The organism is Corynebacterium sp. NPDC060344, assembly GCF_042725215.1.
In the GTDB taxonomy this organism is placed as follows: domain Bacteria; phylum Actinomycetota; class Actinomycetes; order Mycobacteriales; family Mycobacteriaceae; genus Corynebacterium.
Window position 1 is genome coordinate 175,085 of sequence record NZ_JBHXCS010000002.1, and the last position, 14,947, is coordinate 190,031.

A 14,947-nucleotide genomic window follows, 5' to 3' on the forward strand; every position below is an offset into this window, starting at 1 on the left:
CGATGGACGGACCACGGCGGTGTGCCGTGGTCGCATGCGGGCGTCAGTCTACAGCCGGTCCCGGGACCTCCCCGGGATTGACGTCACCCTCGGGAGCCGGTGCAGGTGCGGGCGCCGGGCCCGGTGCCGGGGCGGGCGCGGGAGCCTGCTGGCGGGCGGCGCCGGGGGCGTAGGGCGCCTGCGCCGGAAGCTGCGGGACGGCCGGGTTGGCCTCCTGCACCGACGGGGCCTGCATGCCCGGGACGTGCTCGGTCTCGGCCGGGTTCGACGTCGGGGCGTCGGGGCGCACGGCGGCGCCGTTGACGTCGACGACGCGCTGGTGCTCCGGGGAGCCCGGGCGGACCTCGTGGACCGCACCGTCCTCGCCGACGACCAGGATCGCCGGGTTCTCCACGTTGACCATGCCCATCTCCGCGGCCCGGCGGGCGATCTCGGCGGTGGAGCGCTGGAACTCGACGTCGCGCTCGAGGACGGAAATGCCGTCGCGCAGGCGCTGCTCCTCCTGGCGGGCCTCGTTGAGCTGGAACGACTGGGAGGTGGACAGGCCCGACAGGACCATGGCCAGCACGATGCCCAGCACCACCACGAGGATCGAGCCGATGGCGAAGCGCACCTTGGAGCGGTCGGCCGTGGTGTTGGTCAGCCGGCGCCCGCGGCGGGACACGATCTGGCGGGATCCCGTGCGGCCACGGTGGATGGTCCGGCGACCCTTGCCCCGGCGGGCGGGGGCGGGGGCCGCGGGCGTATCGATGCGGCCGCGGCCTCGGCCGCGCCCGATCGTGCGGGCGGGGGCGTCGTCCGTGATGGTGGCTGCCATGACTTCTCCCGGGGTCGTCGCCGCGAGCGGCGGGGTGCTTGGTGCGGTGTGGTGGTGGGTGGTGCGGTGGTGGGTGGTGCTTGGTGGTGGTGTGTGGTGCGGGTGCTGCTATTCGCTTGTTCCGGTTATTCGGTTATTCCGGCGCTTCGCCTAGTCCGGTACATCGCCGGCTCCGGTCAATTCGGCCGGACGCGCTCGATGCATCTGACCCGCACCGGTGCGGCGCGGGGGTTGTCCTCTACCTCTTGCGCATCGGCCTTTTCGGCGCCGCGGGTGATCAGGCGGAACTTGGGTTCGTGGCCCGGCAGTTCCATCGGCAGCCCGGCCGGCGTCGTCGACTTCACGCGCTCAGCGAAATCGCGCTTGACCAGTCGGTCCTCGAGGCTCTGGTAGCTCATGAACACCGCCCGGCCGCCGACCGCGAGGCCCTCGCAGGTCATGGGCAGGACGTTCTCCAGCGCCTCCAACTCCCGGTTGACCTCGACGCGAAGCGCCTGGAAGGTGCGCTTGGCGGGGTGGCCGCCGGTGCGCCGGGATGCGGCCGGGATGGCGTCGTAAAGCAACTCGACGAGACGGCCCGACGTGGTGAACGGCTCCTTGTCCCGCTCGCGCAGCACCGCCGTGGCGATGCGGCCCGCGAAACGCTCGTCGCCGTACGTCGACAGGATCCGCGCGAGGTCACCGTGCGAATAGCCGTTGAGGACGTCCGCCGCGGTCGGGCCCGTGGTGGGGTCCATCCGCATGTCCAGCGGCGCATTGACGCGGTAGGCGAAACCGCGGTCGACCTGGTCGAGCTGCATGGAGGACACGCCGAGATCGAACAGCGCGCCGGCCAGCCCGGCCTCGCGAGCCAGGGCGATCGCCGGGGCCTGCGGGTCGAGGGCCGACTCGTCGGACGGGTCGAAGCCGGGGACCGCGACCGCGCCGTCGACGCCGATGACGTCGGCGAGGCCGTCGAATCTGGTTTGGACGCCGGCGAAGCGGTCGCCGAAACGGGCGAGGCGCTCGCGGGCCGAGGCCAGCGCGGCGGCATCGCGGTCGAGGCCGATCAGGTGGAGCCCGGGAAACGTCTCCAGGAGATGCTCGGCGTGGCCGCCGGCGCCGAGGGTGCCATCGACGACGACGGCGCCGGTCCCATCGGGGGAACCAACGCCGGTGATGCCTGGCTCGAGCAGCGCGGTGACGCGGTCGAGGAGGACGGGCACGTGGCCGTGCTCCCCGGACTTGCGGTCCCCCGGTGCGGAGCGCCCACCGGGCGCCACATCAGCACCGGCGACCACTCCAGTCACATCGTTGACATCGGTCATCGGCACTCCCTCCGGAAGTCTCGCAGTTGGTCTTCGATTACCTCGCTCGTGCGTGATCCGCGGGCGCGTGCACAGGGCCCTGCCCGACCCGAACCTGGTGTCGGGGAAGTACACCAGGGGCGGGTCGGACAGAGTCCTTGCGGACGCTCCCGTCCCGGGCGGCGCGAGTCCTACAGCACCCCGAACAGCGAATCGTCTTCGCCGTCGGAGAAGTCCTCTTCATGCTCCGCCTGGTAGGCCTCCCAGGACTGCTTGTCCCAGATCTCCAGGAAATCGATCGATCCGATGACCACGCATTCCTTGGTCAGGCCCGCGTAGGTGCGGTGATCCGCCGACAACGTGATGCGCCCCGACCCGTCGGGCCGCTGTTCGTCCGTGCTCGCCGCCAGGTTGCGGATGAAGGCTCGTGCGCGGGTGTTGGTCCGCGATGCCTTCGTCGCGCGCTGCGCGAGCTGGAGGAACTCGTCCTTGGGGTAGACGGCCAGCGAGTGGTCCTGCCCCTTGGTCACCATCAGCCCGCCGGCGAGTTCGTCGCGGAACTTCGCCGGGAGCGTAAGGCGGCCCTTGTCGTCCAGCTTCGGGGTATAGGTGCCGAGGAACATGTCGCTTCCGGCTCCTCTCCCCTTCTCCGGCCGACGCGGTGGCGCCGCATCGAGTCATCTCATCGGTATTCGTCTTTTTCCTGCGATGCCGGTCGACCTCTCCAACATCACGGCCCACAGTACCCCACTTTGCCCCACAAGCAACACCAAGACGCATCGGTTTCCAGGGGTTTTTCACCGGCCAAAACCTGTCAACCTGCATATTCGCAGGTGGGGCGTTCGCCCGTGGGCGGTGTCACGGACCACGCTTGACGACGAATATTCCCCACCGGCGTGTCCCTCCGGCGTGTCGTGCATCACATTTCACATGGGCCCCGAGTCGATCTTCTCCAGCGACGCACCCAAGTGGGGCGAAGTGGGCGATCGAGGTGGGGCAAAGTGGGTGATCGAGGTGGGGCCGAGTGGGCAGCCTCGGCAAGGCCGAGTGGATTGCCGTGGTGGGGCCGAAAGGAGCGACCGCAGCTCCGCCCGCCATCCCCTCAGCGGCTACCCCACCCCGAATCGCGCCGGCGGCCGACCCTCACCCTCCGTCGCCGCCCCCTCAGCGGCTAACCCACCTCGAATCGCGCCGGCGGCCGACCCTCACCGCCCGTCGCCATCCCCTCAGCGGCTAACCCACCTCGAATGGCCTAACCCACCCGCTATAACGGGTGGGTTAGGCCATTCGAGGTGGGTTAGGGCATTCGAGGTGGGTTAGCGAGTGCGCTCGGCGCACAGAATCTGCCGCAGCACAAGGCACGCGAAAACCCCGCCCCGGCGGCTGCCGGAAACGGGGTTGGTGGACGATTCATACGCGACGGGGACGGCGCGCTTGAAATCCTCGGGGGTCGGCGCTTAGCCCTGGAACCGTCCGCGGAAACGGTCTTCCATGCCGCCGCCCGACGAACTGGGGCGGCGGGGCTTCTTCGCCTTGCCGCCGCGCGCGCCGTCCGAACCGACGGACACCAGCTTCGGGTCCTTGCCGGATCCGGTCAGCGCCCACACGCCGGCACCGAACATGGCCAGGAATCCGATGATGCTCAGCGCCAGGAACCACAGGCTCGTCTGCGACAACGCCATGCCGCCGATCAGCAGCAGCAGCCCGACGCCGATGATGGCGATGACTCGCGGCGAAAATCCGCGGGGCGTTCCACCCGACTCCAGGCCCATCGACTTTCCGGACATGGCGGAGCCGAACTTCGGATCCTCGGCATACAGCGCCGATTCGATCTCGGCCAGCATCCTCTGTTCCTGCTCGGAAAGTCCCATGGGTTTCCTTCCCTGACTCACGGTCGGGCTCGTCGTACTTCACATCTTCGCTGCAACACATCATCGCTGCGGCAGCTGCCACCGGGCGCAATGTTCGCTCACAAAGTCCAACGGGCGGCGCGCCGATTTTGTTCCCGAACCTGCCCCGCGCTCCACGACCGCCAACCACGCGCAGACGCCGAACGGCGGTGCTTCTCCAGTACCGGCCAGTGTACGCACGCCACCTCCCGCCAACCACCACAATTCGGCAGGTTCATGCGACGCCATCAGGCAACGTCAGACAGCATTCCGAAGTCGGCCTCCACCTCCGCCAGAAAATCCGCCGCCAGCGACTGCACCCGCCGGGCCTCGAGCTCGTCGACGCCCCGGGACAGCCCCAGGCGCACGTCCTCCCACTGCCCGGACAACGCCTCGAACCGCGCGGCCCACGGCGCATACGCCGGCGCATGCCTGCGCAGCCGCGCCCACGCACCGTGGTCGGCCTTCCGGCGCCGGCCCGGATTTTCCGCGATCACCGCACCGGCGACGCGTAGCGCCGCCTGGTACGACAGGTCCAGCCGATCCGCCGGCGCCGCCGTCCTCGCCTGCGCGAGCAGCGACGCCGCCCGACCCAGGAAGGACACTGCCTGAGAAGAGATGCCCGACGGCGCCACCATCGCGCTCCTCCCGTTTCCAATGCGTGCCATCCGACTTCTCCCTTCCATCCGTTCAAGCGATCCGTCAAAACCGTCCGTCAATAACCACGTCCACCGACCGCACCACCACCGGCACCGGCCGAACTTCACTCGTTCGTTCGATGGGATCCGCACCACCGGCCCACCATCGCTTCCGCGACGCCCCGGACACTACGAGACCGCCCGGATTCACCCTCCAGCATAATCGAACACCCATTCGCACACAAGGGTTTTCGCCGCGCATCCGCCCTTTCTGCGGCCCGCGCCCCCGCCCGCGCCGCCGGCCCGGTTAAGCTGGTCGGGTGCGATACAGCGTCCTCCCCCTGCCGGAACCGATTTTCCGGCTCCGGCTCCACGAGGCCGTCTCCCTTTATGTCGGGGCGATGGGCTACGACCCGTCGATCGTCGATGCGCGCGTGCTGGCGTGGGCCCGGGCCCGCCATGAGCCCGGGTGGTCGGCCGTCGCCGCCGTGGCCCACCCCGAGGACGTCGCGCCGCACGTGGCCCTGGCCGATCCCGCGTTTCCGCTGGCGGGCATCGCGTATTGCCAGCAGGGCACGTCGACGCAGTGGTGGCACGTGCAGGTCCGCGCGGGCCTGGCTGCGCGGCGCACCCCGATCCACGCCGCCCGCGACATCCTCGGCGATTACGTCGAGCTCGCCGAGATCCACGTCGATCCCGGCCACCAGGGCGCGCGCATCGGCGAGCGGCTCCTCCACGAGCTGATGCGCGGCCGCCCGGAGCGCCGCGTCCTGCTGTCCACGCCGGAGGTCCCCGCCGAGGCCAACCGCGCCTGGCGCCTCTACCGCCGCCTCGGCTTCACCGATGTCCTGCGCAATTTCCACTTCGCGGGCGATTCCCGGCCCTTCGCGGTGCTCGGGGCCAGGCTTCCGCTGGCCCGGGTCGATTCGCTTGACGACGAATCGGCGCCCACGCAATCGTCGCCAAGCAATGAGGAGGGGCCCGCATGAAAGCCGTGACCCTGCGCGCCCGCCTGGCCGCGCTGGCCGTGATCGTGGCGCCGGTGCTGGCGCTGACGGGGTGCTTCACCACCGACGCGGCGATGTCGATTTCCGGATCTGATCGGGTCAGCGGCACGATCCACGTGGCCGTGCCCGCCGGCGCGACGACCCGCGAGCAGCTGTGGGAGGTCCCCGCGGCGTTCAGCGATGGCGTCACCGTGGAAAACGGCGAGTCCGACGGCAACCGCACCGCCACCTACGTGGTGCGCGACCTGACGTTCGACGAGATTCACGACCTCGTCGACGCCGCCTCCTCCGACGCCATCGACCTGGAGCTCGAGCGCGTCGGCGGCAACCAGGTCTCGGTGGCCGGCAAGGCGTCCCTGGCGCGCTACCCCGGCGCGAAATTCACCCTGGCCATCGCCTTCCCCGCCCCCGTCACCGGCACCAACGGCACCGTCGACGGCGGCCAGACCGTCCGATGGACCATGGACGGCGGCAGCGACTCGACGTTCTGGGCCACCTCCCCCGCCGGCAGCACCGACCGCGACCAGCTGCTGCTGTGGACCGGCCTGGCCACCGCCGCCGGGCTGCTCGCCGCCCTGCTCGTCGTCCTGTGGGCCCGCCGCGACCACGACATGAGGGACTGAGCTCGCCGGAAAGCTGGGCCCGCCGGAACGCTGGGCCCGCTGAAAACCTGGCCCGCCGAAAAGCTGGGCCCTAGAACCCGCCCCGCAGCATGTCCTGACCGGTGCCCCACGCCGGGGCCATGCCCAGGTTGTGCAGGACTTCCTGGGTGGCGCGGGCGAAGTTGAGGGTCATGAAGTGAATGCCCGGCACGCCCTCCGCGATGAGGCGCTCGGCCATCTCGGTGGTCACCTCGATGCCCGCCTTGCGGATCTCATCGCGGTTGGCCTCCTCGTCGCCGGCGGCGGCGCGCAGCAGCCGCTCGTCGACGGCCGGCGGCAGCGCCGAGCCGGACAGCTCGACCTGGCGGCGCAGCGACCGCATCGACGTGATCGGCATCAGGCCCGGGATGATGGGCTTCGCGCCGTTTTCCGGGTCCGCGGCGGCCAGGCGGTCGCGCAGGCGCAGGTAGTGGTCGACGTCGAAGAACATCTGGGTGATGGAGTACTCGGCGCCGGCACGCAGCTTCGCCAGCGTGTGGCGCGTGTCGGCCTCCAGGTCGGCGGCGCGGAAGTGGCCCTCGGGGAAGGACGCGATGCCGATTTCGAAGTCGGAGAACTCGTCCTCGGCGCGGATCATCTCGATGAGCTCGGAGGCGTAGCTCAGGCCGTCGTCCATCGGGGTCCACTCGCCGAGCGGGTCCCCGGGCGGGTCGCCGCGCAGGACCAGCAGGTTGGTCAGCCCACGCTCGAGGTAGGCGCGCAGGATCTCGCGCAGCTCGGTGACGGAATGGCCCACCAGCGTCAGGTGCACCAGCGTGGTCAGCGGCTCCCGCGAGACCCGCTCGGCGATGCGCAGCGTCCGGTCGCGGGAGGATCCCCCGGCACCGTAGGTCACGGAGGCGAAGGACGCCCCGAGATCGTGGAAGGCCTCCGCCGCCCGGAGCAGGCGTTCCTCGGCGGCGTCGTCACGCGGGGGCATGAACTCGACGGAGAACGGGATGGGGCCGGGGCTGGGCAGCGTCAGCGCGTGGCGGACGGGAACCTGGCGGCCCACCGCGGGTGGCGGGAAGTCGGACATGACCGGTTATCTTATTGGGAGGACGACAGTGGGCGCCGACCCGGCCCCCGATTGGAGTCGATGACACCCGAAAGGTGGCGTGATGGCCGACCCAGCGAACTTCCCGGCGATCGAACCCGGAATGTCCCCCCTCGACGTCCCCGCCGCGGTGACCGGCGCGTTGGCCGATTTTTTCGACGCCCGTTCGTCGATGGTCGCCGACATCGACGACGAGTTTTCGCGGGTCATCGGGGCATTGCGCGATTTCACGCTGCTGGGCGGCAAGCGCGTGCGCCCGGCGTTCGCCTGGGCGGGCTGGCTGGGTGCCGGGGGTGACGCGGGGCTTTACGACGACGCCGAGGACCCCGATGCGGTCTTCCGTTCCGTCTGCGCCCTGGAGTTCATCCAGGCGTGCGCGCTGATCCACGACGACATCATCGACGCCTCCGACACCCGCCGCGGCAATCCGACGGTGCACAAGGTCTTCGAGTCCCGCCACCGGGGCAATTCCTGGCGCGGCGACGCCGCCCACTACGGGCACTCGGTGGCCATCCTCGCCGGTGACGTGGCCCTGGCCTGGGCCGATGACATGTTCCACGGGTCGGGGCTGTCCGATTCCGCGCGCAACCGCGCCCGCGAGCCGTGGTGGCGCATGCGCACCGAGGTCCTCGGCGGCCAGCTGCTCGACATCACCGCCGAGTCCTCCGGCGATTCCCGCGTCGGCGTCGCCGAGAAGGTCAACCGCTTCAAGACCGCCGCGTACACCATCGAGCGGCCCCTCCACATCGGCGCGGCCATCGCCGGTGCGGGCGATGACATCGTCGACGCCTACCGCGAGTTCGGCAAGGACATCGGCATCGCCTTCCAGCTCCGCGACGACCAGCTCGGCGTCTTCGGTGACCCGGAGGTCACCGGCAAGCCCGCCGGCGACGATCTGCGCGAGGGCAAGCGCACCGTGCTCGTGGCCACCGCCCTGGAGCGGCTGCGGCAGACCGACCCGGATGGGGCGCACCACCTCGACGAGAAGCTCGGCCGCGTCGGAGGGCTCGACGACGTCGCCGAACTGCGCGGGCTCATCCTCGCCTCCGGCGCCAACGAGCTGCTCGAAGAAGAGATCACCCGGCTGACCCGCCGCGGCCTCGACGCCCTGGAGTCGGCGCCGATCGTCGACGAGCAGCGCGAGCGCCTGGCCGAAATGGGCCGCCGGGCCACCGCCCGCGCCTGGTAGCGGACGGCCGGTTCCTCCAGCCGAGCCGCTTCCCCACCCGGACCGCCTCCCCACCCCACGAAAACATCGAGGTCGAAAAACCAGTGCAGAACCCCGCTTCGGACTTCATGAAGTTCCTGCCGCTGTCGCCGGTGCCGGGACCCCGCCGCCGCGTCCCCGCCCCTGATGCAGGTGCTGGTGGAGCGAACGCCGCCGGCGGCACCCGCGACATCGTCGTCATCGGCGCGGGGCTGTCCGGGCTGACCGCTGCGCTGCACCTGATCGGCGCGGGCCACCGGGTCACGGTCGTCGAGTCGTCCGATCACGTCGGCGGCCGCTGCGCGACCGAGGACGTCGCGGTGCCCGGCGCGGGCGTCACCGTCCGCGCCGACACGGGTGCGACGGTGTGGACGATGCCGCAGCTGGTGGAGTCGGCGCTGTCGGCCGTCGGCAAGCGCATCGCCGACGTCGACCCGGCCTTCGCCGTCGACCGCCTGACCCCCGCCTACCATGCGACGTTCCATGACGGCCGCTCGATCGACGTCTACGGCGACGCCTCGCGGATGGCCGCGGAGATCACCCGCTTCGCCGAAGCCGGCGGCGACGACCCCGCCCCGCGCGTCGAGGGCTACCGGCGGATGCGCGAGTGGCTGGCCGAGATGTTCGCCTCCGCGTTCCCCCACTTCATGGCCGCGAGCTTCGATTCGCCGCTGGACATGGTCGGCGACTCCGGCACGGCGGGCGACCTGGGCCAGCTGGTGCAGCTCGGCGCGTTCGGGTCGCTGGGCCGCAGGGTCGAGGCGATGCTCGGCGACGAGCTGCTGGCCCGCGTGTTCAGCTTCCAGTCCCTGTACGCCGGCGTCGCGCCGAAGAACGCCCGCGCAGTCTACGGCTGCATCGCGCACATGGACACGACGATGGGCGTGTTCTACCCGACCGCCTCGCGCACGGGTTCGGGCATCGGGGCCATCGCGGAGGTCATGGCCGAAGCCTTCGTCGGGGCCGGCGGCACGCTGTGCTTGTCGACGCCCGTGACCGGCCTGTCAGTCGGTTCCGGCCGGAGCGTCACGGCCGTGCGCACCGCCGATGGCTCCATTTCCTGCGACGGCATCGTCGCCACCGTGGATCTGCCGGTGGTCGAGGAGTGGCTCGGCGAGGCCGGCGCACCCGCGAAGAAACGCGTCGTGCCCACCCGGTCGTCGCCGTCTGCGATGGTCTCCCACGGTGCGGTGCCCGTCGACGTCACCGAGAACTGGCCGGAGCGCCACCACCTCATCTCCTTCGGCGAGGCGTGGGACGAGACGTTCCGCGAGATCTCCTCGCCGCGCGGCGGCTCGCTGATGTCGGATCCGTCGCTGCTGGTCACCCGCCCCGCGGTGACGTGCCCCGACCGCATCGTCGTCGACGCCGACGGCCGCGAGTGGGAGCCGGTCAGCGTGCTCGCGCCATGCCCGAATCTGGCGTCGGCCGACGTCGATTGGGACCTGGTCGGACCCGCCCACCTCGCCGAAGTGACGGCCGAGCTGGAGTCCCGGGGGCTGACGGGCATTGCGGAGCATTGGGCCGTCGGAAAGCTCGACACCCCGGCCACCTGGGCCGGGCAGGGCATGGTCGACGGCAGTCCCTTCGGGCTGGCGCACCTGTTCCGCCAGACCGGGCCATTTCGCCCGCGCAATCTCTCCCCGCGCCTGCCGTCGAATCTCGTGCTCGCGGGGTCGACGACCGTCCCCGGCGTCGGGGTGCCCACCGTCATGATTTCCGGCGCGCTCGCCGCCGACCGATTCACGGGAGGTGCGGTCCGGTGACCGCAGACACCGACACCACCGCCGGGTCCGGCGCCACCGGATCCGCCACTGCTGAGGGATCGGGCGCCACGGCCGTCGGCAAGCACACAGCCCTGCCCGACGCCCGCCTGCCCTGGTGGGCCGACCATGCGAAGCTCGGATTCGTCGGCGCCCTGTTCATCGCGCTCGGCTCCTACGGCGCCGGCGCGACCCGGTACCGCGGCGGCGTCGTCGACGCGCTGGGCATCGGCTGGATCACCTACGGCCACGGGTTCGCGCTGTTCGAGATCTTCATCTGGGTCGGCATCGTCTGCCTGCTCGGCGCCTGGCTCATCGCGGGCCGGCAACTGATCTGGCGCGGCCGCGGACCCGCCACGACCCGCCTGCGCACGCTCAACCGCTCGCTGCTGTGGTGGCTGGTGCCGCTGTCGCTGTCGGCGCCGATCTTCTCGCGCGACATCTACTCGTACCTGATGCAGGGCGCGATGATGCGCGACGGCTTCGACCCCTACAGCGAGGGCGCGGCCGTCAACCCCGGCCCGATGCTGCTGGAGGTCTCCGCCGACTGGCGCAACACCACCACCCCGTACGGCCCGCTGCACCTGGGCATCAACGAGGTGATCACCCGCATCGTCGGCGACAACATCTCCATCGGCGTGGTGTTGTTCCGGATCCTGTGCATCCTGGGCTTCGCGGCGATCGTCTGGTCGGTGCCGCGCATCGCGGTGCGGCTCGGCGGCGATCCGGCAATGGCGCAGTGGCTGGGCGTGCTCAACCCGCTGGTGATCCTGCACCTGGTCGCGGGCCTGCACAACGAGTCGATCATGGTCGGACTGGTCTCGCTGGCGCTGGTCGCCGGCCTGAAAATGCCCCGCCTGCGCGGCGCCGTCGTCGCCTCCCTGCTCATCGGAGTCGCGGTGTCGCTGAAGGCCACCGCCGTCATCGCCCTGCCGTTCCTGGTGTGGATCGCCGTGACCCGCGGCGGCACCCTGCCGAAGTGGGGCGCGGTGTTTCGCCGCCTGCCGTCGCTGCTGGGCTACGGCATCGGCATGTCCGCGCTCATGGTCGCGGCGCTGACCGCGGTGACGTGGGCGACCGGTTCGACCTGGGGCTGGCTGACGGAGATCAGCGGCAACACCAAGGTGATCAACCCCCTGGCCGCGCCGTCGGCGGTGGCGGGCATCATCGCGGCGGTGATGGCGTGGATCGACGACACGGTGGTGTTCAACTCCATCGTCGCCGTCACCCGCACGGTGTCGTCGGTGATCATGGTCGCCGGCCTGGTGGTGTGCTGGTTCGTGTTCCGCCAGGATCCGCGCCGCAACATGGCCGGCATGGTCGCCGCCTACGGAGTCGCGGTGGTGTTCAACGCCGTCGCGCTGCCCTGGTACTACGCCAGCCTGCTCACGCCGGTCGGCACGTTCCGCCCGCCGCGGTGGCTGGTGCAGGGCACGGTCGTGGCCACGCTGATCCTGTGCCTGTCGTTTTCCGGCGGCGGCAACAACCGCTTCTACGACGTCCCCTGGATGATCGTCATCACCGTCGCCGCCTGGTTCGCGCTGCGGTGGCTGGTCAATGGCGACTTGCGGCGCCCGGTGCGCTGGCGCGGGCCGCTTGACGACGACCCGGCGCCCGACACTTCCGCGGGCGCGGAGGAAGTGAAGCGGAGCTAGAACGCCGCTAGAAGGCGGAGGCCTGGGCGCGGCGGATGACCTCGCGCGCCAGGTGCCCGTGCAGGCCGTCGATCGGGCGGCCGGGCAGCGACTCGTCTTCGGTCCACAGCCAGGTCAGGGCTTCCTCGGGGCGGTAGCCGCCATCGGCGAGGACGGCGAGGGCGCCGGAGGCGTACTTGTTCACGCCGTCATCGTCGAGAAGCAAAAGCGGGACCTGGGGCACGCCGCGACGCTCGACGGCGACCAGCTTGCCCTCCTGCAGCAGCGCGTGGACGCGGGTCACCGGGACGCCGAGGTGATCGGCGACGTCGGGGACGACCAGGGTCTCCTCGTCGGCGGGCAGGACATCGGGGCACGTGGGGATCTTTCTCACGCCGTCACCATACCGCGCCCCGCCGCCGGTCCCCGACCGCATTGGCACCGGCGCGCGGCGGTCGGCCATACTGGTGGGCGGCAACGGGAGGAGAACAGGCGATGGCTGAAGTTCGCGAGGGCGATGTCCTCGACGGCCGGTACCGCATCGGTCCGCTGATCGCGCGCGGCGGCATGAGCTCCGTCCATCGCGCGACGGACCTGCGGCTGGGCCGCGACGTCGCCGCCAAGGTGATGGACCCCCGGTTCGTCCACGACGAATCCTTCCGCATCCGCTTCGAGCGCGAGGCCCGCGCCGTGGCCCGCATGGCCGACGAGTCGCTGGTCAACGTCTACGACCAGGGCCACGACGCCGCGGGGCACGTCTTCCTGATCATGGAGCTCGTCGACGGCGGCACGCTGCGCGAGCTGCTGCGCGAACGCGGCCCCATGCCGCCGCATGCCGCGGCCGCCGTGCTCGGCCCGGTGCTGCGCGCACTGTCGCTGGCGCACGACCGGTCGATGGTCCACCGCGACATCAAGCCGGAAAACGTGCTCATCTCGGATTCGGGGCGGGTCAAGCTCGCCGACTTCGGCCTGGTGCGCGCGGCGGCGGATTCGAAGGTGACGTCCAATTCGGTGATCGTGGGCACGGTCGGCTACCTGTCGCCCGAGCAGGTCACGGGTGCGGAGATGACGCCGGCCTCGGACGTCTACTCCACCGGCATCCTCCTCTATGAGCTGCTGACGGGCTCGACCCCGTTCACCGGCGACACGTCGCTGGCGGTGGCGCTGCAGCGGCTGAATCGCGACGTTCCCCCGCCGTCGGAGGCCATCGACGGCGTGCCCCCGGAGTTCGACGAGCTCGTCGCCCGCGCCTGCGCCCGCGAGCCCGAGGATCGGTTCGCGTCGGCCGCGGAGTTCGCCGAGGAGCTCGACGACATCGTCGACGAGCTCGGCCTGCCGCCGTTCCGCGTGCCCGCCCCCGTCGATTCCGCCGCCCACCGCGCCTCCCGGACCAGGGATGATTTGTCGGCGCCGGATCCGGAGGACGTGCGGGGAACGGAGCTTTTCGACGGCCCGCCCGAACCCGGTTTGTTCGGCCCCCACGGACGCGACGGGATGAACGAAACCCGGCACGACGTTCCCGCCTCCCCTCTGCCGGCTCCCGGCACCTTCGCCTCCCCTGACGCCGGGGACGGATACGGCGACGATCACGGCGATGAGTTCGGCGACGCCGATTACCGAGACGGTTACTCGGACGATTACGACGATGGCGATTTCGCCGCCCGCCCCGACGGCACGGCGGTGTTGCCCGGCCCGGTGCCGGGTGCCGCCGCCGGCGCGGGCGCGGCCGGAGCAACCGGTGCAGCAGGTGCGGGCGCCGTGCCCGGCATGCCCACCGGAATGCCCGGGCCCGCCCCCTACCGCAACGACGTCCCCGCACCGCGCCACGCCGCCCCCGACGACGGACGCGACGGGAGGGGTGGACGGGGTGCGACGCCGGCCCGTCGTCAAGCAGGGGCCCGGGAAGGACGCCAGCGCACCCGCACGGGCTGCGCGATCTGGCTGATCATCGCGCTCATCGCGACGCTGGGCATGGGCCTGGGCGCGTGGTGGCTCGGCTCCGGGCGCTACGGCGAAGTGCCGTCGATCTCCGGCATGACCGAACAGCAGGCCTCCGCCGCCGTCAGCGACGCGGGATTCGAACCGATCGCGCAGCAGCAGTACCACGACGCGGTGCCGCAATCGCAGGTCATCGGCACCGAACCGCTCGCCGGGGCGCGCGCCGTCAAAGGAGCCCCGGTGACCGTCCTGGTCAGCCTGGGCCGGCCCACCGTGCCCGCGCTGCCCGCAGACCGCTCGCCGTCGCGGTACTCGACGATGCTCAAGGAGCGCACCCTCGTCGAAGCCACCGGCGAGCCGATGTACTCCGACTCCGTGCCCTCCGGCGCGATCCTCATGACCGAACCCGCCGCCGGACAGACCGTGGGCACCGGATCCACCGTCACCGTCCACCTGTCCAAGGGGCAGGCGCCCGTGAAGGTCCCCGACGTCGTCGGGCTGAGCCTCGACGACGCCCGGAAGGTCATCGAGGACGCCGGCCTGACCGTCGCCGACGTCACCGAGGAATTCTCCGAGACCTACGACCCCAGGGCCGTGCTGTCCGTGACGCCCGACCCCGGCACCGGCCTGGCGCGCGGCTCCGACGTCACCCTGGCCGTCAACAACGGCATCGAGGTCCCCGACGTCGAGGGCCTCACCCTCGACGAAGCCCGCACCAAGCTCGAGGAAGCCGGCCTGACCGTGCGCGACGTGACCCGGTCGGAGTCCTCCCCGCGCAAGGCCGGCCAGATCGACTCCACCACTCCCCAGGCCGGCACCATGGTCGAGCCGACCAACGCCACCATCGACCTCGTCGTCTCCGACCGCGTCGAGGTGCCCAACATCCTCGGCTCGAAGATCGGCGACGCCCGCCAGAAGCTCGACGAGCTCGGCCTGCGCCTGCGCATCACCGGCGACGCCTCCGACGACGACCGCATCTACAGCCAGTCCCCGCGCTCCGGCAGCGACGCCAAGCGCGGCGACGAGGTCACCGTCCGCGGGTTCTAGCGGACGACGGCGACGGGACGGGG

Annotated in this window: 13 protein-coding genes; 6 read left to right on the forward strand and 7 right to left on the reverse strand. The window is 71.0% G+C overall.

Features of this window, described 5'->3' with window-relative positions:
- Positions 1-43: 43 nt before the first annotated feature.
- The 5 genes from ACFWGD_RS03565 to ACFWGD_RS03585 form a co-directional block, all read right to left on the reverse strand.
- Positions 44-817: a hypothetical protein gene (locus tag ACFWGD_RS03565; protein ID WP_377777176.1), complete on the reverse strand. Its 774-nt coding sequence runs from the start codon at positions 815-817 to the stop codon at positions 44-46.
- Between the two features lie 176 nt (positions 818-993).
- Positions 994-2,079, reverse strand: coding sequence for a 16S rRNA (cytosine(1402)-N(4))-methyltransferase RsmH (rsmH, locus tag ACFWGD_RS03570; RefSeq protein WP_377777477.1), 1,086 nt, complete (start codon positions 2,077-2,079; stop codon positions 994-996).
- A gap of 215 nt (positions 2,080-2,294) precedes the next feature.
- Positions 2,295-2,726, reverse strand: coding sequence for a division/cell wall cluster transcriptional repressor MraZ (mraZ, locus tag ACFWGD_RS03575; protein ID WP_377777177.1), 432 nt, complete (start codon positions 2,724-2,726; stop codon positions 2,295-2,297).
- Positions 2,727-3,560: 834 nt separating this feature from the next.
- On the reverse strand, positions 3,561-3,974 hold the full coding sequence (locus tag ACFWGD_RS03580; protein WP_377777178.1) for a DUF3040 domain-containing protein: 414 nt from the start codon (positions 3,972-3,974) through the stop codon (positions 3,561-3,563).
- A 266-nt stretch (positions 3,975-4,240) separates the two neighbouring features.
- Positions 4,241-4,660, reverse strand: coding sequence for an SAV_6107 family HEPN domain-containing protein (locus tag ACFWGD_RS03585; protein WP_377777179.1), 420 nt, complete (start codon positions 4,658-4,660; stop codon positions 4,241-4,243).
- A gap of 290 nt (positions 4,661-4,950) precedes the next feature.
- Between ACFWGD_RS03585 and ACFWGD_RS03590 the strand changes: the two genes are divergently transcribed.
- Both ACFWGD_RS03590 and ACFWGD_RS03595 read left to right on the forward strand, forming a co-directional pair.
- Complete coding sequence (locus tag ACFWGD_RS03590; RefSeq protein WP_377777180.1) at positions 4,951-5,619, forward strand: GNAT family N-acetyltransferase; 669 nt, start codon at positions 4,951-4,953, stop codon at positions 5,617-5,619.
- Positions 5,616-6,260, forward strand: coding sequence for an LppM family (lipo)protein (locus ACFWGD_RS03595; RefSeq protein WP_377777181.1), 645 nt, complete (start codon positions 5,616-5,618; stop codon positions 6,258-6,260). The genes ACFWGD_RS03590 and ACFWGD_RS03595 overlap by 4 nt, the downstream gene beginning before the upstream one ends.
- 70 nt (positions 6,261-6,330) lie before the next feature.
- Here ACFWGD_RS03595 and ACFWGD_RS03600 read toward each other — a convergent pair whose 3' ends face one another.
- Entirely contained in the window at positions 6,331-7,317 is a 987-nt protein-coding gene (locus ACFWGD_RS03600; protein WP_377777182.1) for a methylenetetrahydrofolate reductase, read from the reverse strand.
- An 82-nt stretch (positions 7,318-7,399) separates the two neighbouring features.
- Here ACFWGD_RS03600 and ACFWGD_RS03605 point away from each other — a divergent pair, with 82 nt between their 5' ends.
- From ACFWGD_RS03605 to ACFWGD_RS03615, 3 genes are all read left to right on the forward strand, one after another.
- Positions 7,400-8,524, forward strand: coding sequence for a polyprenyl synthetase family protein (locus tag ACFWGD_RS03605; RefSeq protein ID WP_377777183.1), 1,125 nt, complete (start codon positions 7,400-7,402; stop codon positions 8,522-8,524).
- An 83-nt stretch (positions 8,525-8,607) separates the two neighbouring features.
- Positions 8,608-10,308: a phytoene desaturase family protein gene (gene crtI / locus ACFWGD_RS03610; protein ID WP_377777184.1), complete on the forward strand. Its 1,701-nt coding sequence runs from the start codon at positions 8,608-8,610 to the stop codon at positions 10,306-10,308.
- Complete coding sequence (locus tag ACFWGD_RS03615) at positions 10,305-11,960, forward strand: alpha-(1->6)-mannopyranosyltransferase A (protein WP_377777185.1); 1,656 nt, start codon at positions 10,305-10,307, stop codon at positions 11,958-11,960. Before crtI ends, ACFWGD_RS03615 begins: the two co-directional genes overlap by 4 nt.
- Before the next feature lie 7 nt (positions 11,961-11,967).
- Here ACFWGD_RS03615 and ACFWGD_RS03620 read toward each other — a convergent pair whose 3' ends face one another.
- Positions 11,968-12,324 carry an Rv2175c family DNA-binding protein gene (locus tag ACFWGD_RS03620; protein ID WP_377777478.1) on the reverse strand — a complete coding sequence of 119 codons (357 nt, stop codon included), beginning with the start codon at positions 12,322-12,324 and terminating at the stop codon, positions 11,968-11,970.
- 110 nt (positions 12,325-12,434) lie between these two features.
- On the opposite strand from ACFWGD_RS03620, the gene ACFWGD_RS03625 reads away from it, so the two are divergent.
- Complete coding sequence (locus ACFWGD_RS03625) at positions 12,435-14,924, forward strand: PASTA domain-containing protein (protein WP_377777186.1); 2,490 nt, start codon at positions 12,435-12,437, stop codon at positions 14,922-14,924.
- The last annotated feature ends 23 nt before the right edge of the window (positions 14,925-14,947 follow it).

Coding starts and splice junctions, on each gene's coding strand:
- ACFWGD_RS03595 (WP_377777181.1), top strand. CDS start 5,616: ATGAAAGCCGTGACCCTGCGCGCCCGCCTGGCCGCGCTGGCCGTGATC.
- ACFWGD_RS03565 (WP_377777176.1), bottom strand. CDS start 817: ATGGCAGCCACCATCACGGACGACGCCCCCGCCCGCACGATCGGGCGC.
- ACFWGD_RS03585 (WP_377777179.1), bottom strand. CDS start 4,660: ATGGCACGCATTGGAAACGGGAGGAGCGCGATGGTGGCGCCGTCGGGC.
- mraZ (WP_377777177.1), bottom strand. CDS start 2,726: ATGTTCCTCGGCACCTATACCCCGAAGCTGGACGACAAGGGCCGCCTT.
- ACFWGD_RS03600 (WP_377777182.1), bottom strand. CDS start 7,317: ATGTCCGACTTCCCGCCACCCGCGGTGGGCCGCCAGGTTCCCGTCCGC.
- ACFWGD_RS03605 (WP_377777183.1), top strand. CDS start 7,400: ATGGCCGACCCAGCGAACTTCCCGGCGATCGAACCCGGAATGTCCCCC.
- ACFWGD_RS03580 (WP_377777178.1), bottom strand. CDS start 3,974: ATGGGACTTTCCGAGCAGGAACAGAGGATGCTGGCCGAGATCGAATCG.
- ACFWGD_RS03625 (WP_377777186.1), top strand. CDS start 12,435: ATGGCTGAAGTTCGCGAGGGCGATGTCCTCGACGGCCGGTACCGCATC.